This is a genomic window from Antrihabitans spumae (genome assembly GCF_043944905.1).
Classification (GTDB): domain Bacteria; phylum Actinomycetota; class Actinomycetes; order Mycobacteriales; family Mycobacteriaceae; genus Antrihabitans; species Antrihabitans spumae.
The window spans coordinates 1-2,335 of record NZ_JBIMSN010000108.1 but is presented as its reverse complement, the minus strand read 5'-3'; the positions used below and the strand labels follow the sequence as shown (position 1 = coordinate 2,335).

At 58.7% G+C, this 2,335-nt stretch carries 2 protein-coding genes; both read right to left on the bottom strand.

Translation table 11 applies throughout. The annotated features are described in order from the left end of the window. Positions 1 to 53: 53 nt before the first annotated feature. On the bottom strand, positions 54 to 707 hold the full coding sequence (locus tag ACHIRB_RS23165) for a hypothetical protein (RefSeq protein WP_395126732.1): 654 nt from the start codon (positions 705 to 707) through the stop codon (positions 54 to 56). A 539-nt stretch (positions 708 to 1,246) separates the two neighbouring features. Further along, positions 1,247 to 2,014 carry a TIGR02391 family protein gene (locus ACHIRB_RS23160; protein ID WP_395126733.1) on the bottom strand — a complete coding sequence of 256 codons (768 nt, stop codon included), beginning with the start codon at positions 2,012 to 2,014 and terminating at the stop codon, positions 1,247 to 1,249. Positions 2,015 to 2,335 lie beyond the last annotated feature (321 nt).

Below are 2,335 nucleotides of genomic sequence, written 5' to 3'. Positions count from 1 at the left end.
AACCCAATCCGAAACAGATCAAGCCGGCACGTCAGCCCGGAGAAAGATCTGGGCTAGCTGTCGTCTCCTGGCTCGTCCTCCTTCTTTTCGGCCTTCTTGGTGATCAAGGTCGTTAACGAATGCAGAGGTTGGGTACCCGCGCCCAAGATGAGTCCGGTTGCGAGGATCTCCTGCCAGCGCGCTCCGGCGGTGATACCGACTGTGTTGAGGAAGTAGAGCTTCATCGTTGCTGCGGCAAGCATCCCGATCACGGTCGCCAACACCCAGAATGCCGTCGTCCGCGTCAACTGACGCACGCGTAGCCTCTCGCCTTCTACGGCAGCGGTTTTGAGGGCATCATTGGCTTTGCCGTTGTCCTTTTCGACAACGCCCTTGCTAGCAGTGACAGCATTGGTCAGTTCGGTCTTCACCGCGTCGATGTCCGGAGTTGGTGCGCGAGAAGCAGTCAGCAAGGGCTTTAGATTCGGCAGCGGCAGCCTTTCCGCTTCATTGACCACGGTGTCGAGAGTGATTGCGCCGGAGTCGAATTCCCGTTTTATCGCGTTAAGGGTGGCGAGCTGGCTCTGGCCTTTACGTGCGCTGACAACTGATTTACCTGCTGCCTCAGCGGCCTTCTCGGCGTTCTTCTTCTTGTCACTAGTAGGTAGGAGGGCATTGGAGAGCGGTTCGAGCAATCTCTCAATCGCGAGTGCTGCGACGAAGAACACCGCAAAGATAGTAAGTCCGTCGACTGGTGGCGCTTTCTGCGCTAGGTACGCGGCGTCAGAAACCTTGTGACTGATAAGTAAGCAAGCCCCAGCAACCAGTAACACTCCGCAGGCAGCAACCGCGTACCGCCAAAGACTCTGATCACTCGCGCCCTCGATCGGCGTATCGCCTGCGCCACCTTCGCCGCTCTGACCAGTAGCTAGAGGGGCCGCAGACTCGTCGAGCAGCAGAACGTCGGCATTGTGTGCCGTACGGATACCACTGCTTAGCCAACCCTTTCGGCGGCGGGCCGACGGGAACGCGGCCCGAACAGCCTCGTCAGGAGATATGTATGTACCCACGGATCAGGGCCTCTCCGAGTTAGATCGCCGAATGCCGAGAAAAGCCCGCCGCTACTCGCCGTGACCTTTACCTCGCATGTGAAGCGCCAACGCAAAGCATAGCTGAGCTGGTTACTACCCATAAGGGAATCCGCGACCGAATAGGTAACAGTCGGGAGGGAAACGCACCCTCTGAGGGTGTGGGGCAGCGATCTCTTTTAAGTCGACACCAAGGTCGCATCATCGATCCAACGAGCGAGCAGGCTCAATGCGGCGAGGCGTTCGAGCGCAGTCTGCTCGTTAAGGTCGACTTCAGCGTTCGGAAGATGGCCAATCGGGTTTCGGATTGCTGCGAAGCAGCCAGAACCAAACTCCAGTACACCGCGCCGCAGGGATTCGCGTGTCTTCTCGTCTACGACTGCACTGAACCTCAGGCGGGGCTTTCCGGGCTCGGGAGCTTTGTCGCTGAACGCTTGTTTTACAAGATCCGTTTCCGATACGTCGCGACGACCAATCTTGGTCTGCAGATGCGAGTTGACCGCCTTGGCCGCAGCAAGCACGGCTTCGTGGCGGTGGCCGGTAGACCATTGTGCGGAGGCCGCCTGCCAGATCAGTGGATGCAACGCAGCCGCCGAAATCTTGGGGGACGAGTCGAGGCCTCCCAGTCGTTTTTCCACCTCGACATGGGAGCTGAGCCGCGCTATGAGTCGGCTTGCGGCGTCGCGCTCGGACTTGAACTCGTCGTATTCGTTCGTAGAGTTCTCTGATCGCCACTCGGGATATAGCTTGTCGAGTATCGGCCGGATCACCTCGGTCAGCCGGAGAGCCTCAAGTCGTCCACGTTTAGGGGCCATCTGGGGTGTTATCGACACGTACCCCGCGCCGGAGGACGACTGGTTCACGGGCTCCGTCTCAGCCACAAACGACCTAAGTGCGCGATCCACCCATTCGATATCGACTCCATCGAGCTGCATGTTCGACAGCATGACGTATCTAACCATCAGCAGGAAGTCGACACAGCCTGGTATCAGCCGAATGGGCGACGCAAGCCGCAACCTCCTGATCCTTAGTCAGGTGTTTATCCAAGCGAATCGTCGCGCGAATGGGTAACTACCCGCTGGCGGAACATAGACTCTGCGACCATGCTCAGCACCCTGTCAGTCTGGCATGTTCTCGTTGTTCTCGTTGTACTCGCCGCCATTGCCGACGGCGTTCTCGCGATCCGCGCCGGGATGAAAAGGAACCTTAGCCCGGATCTTTCACGCGGGGCGCGTGCTGGCCTGAGCGGTTCGGGTTGATGGTTTCGA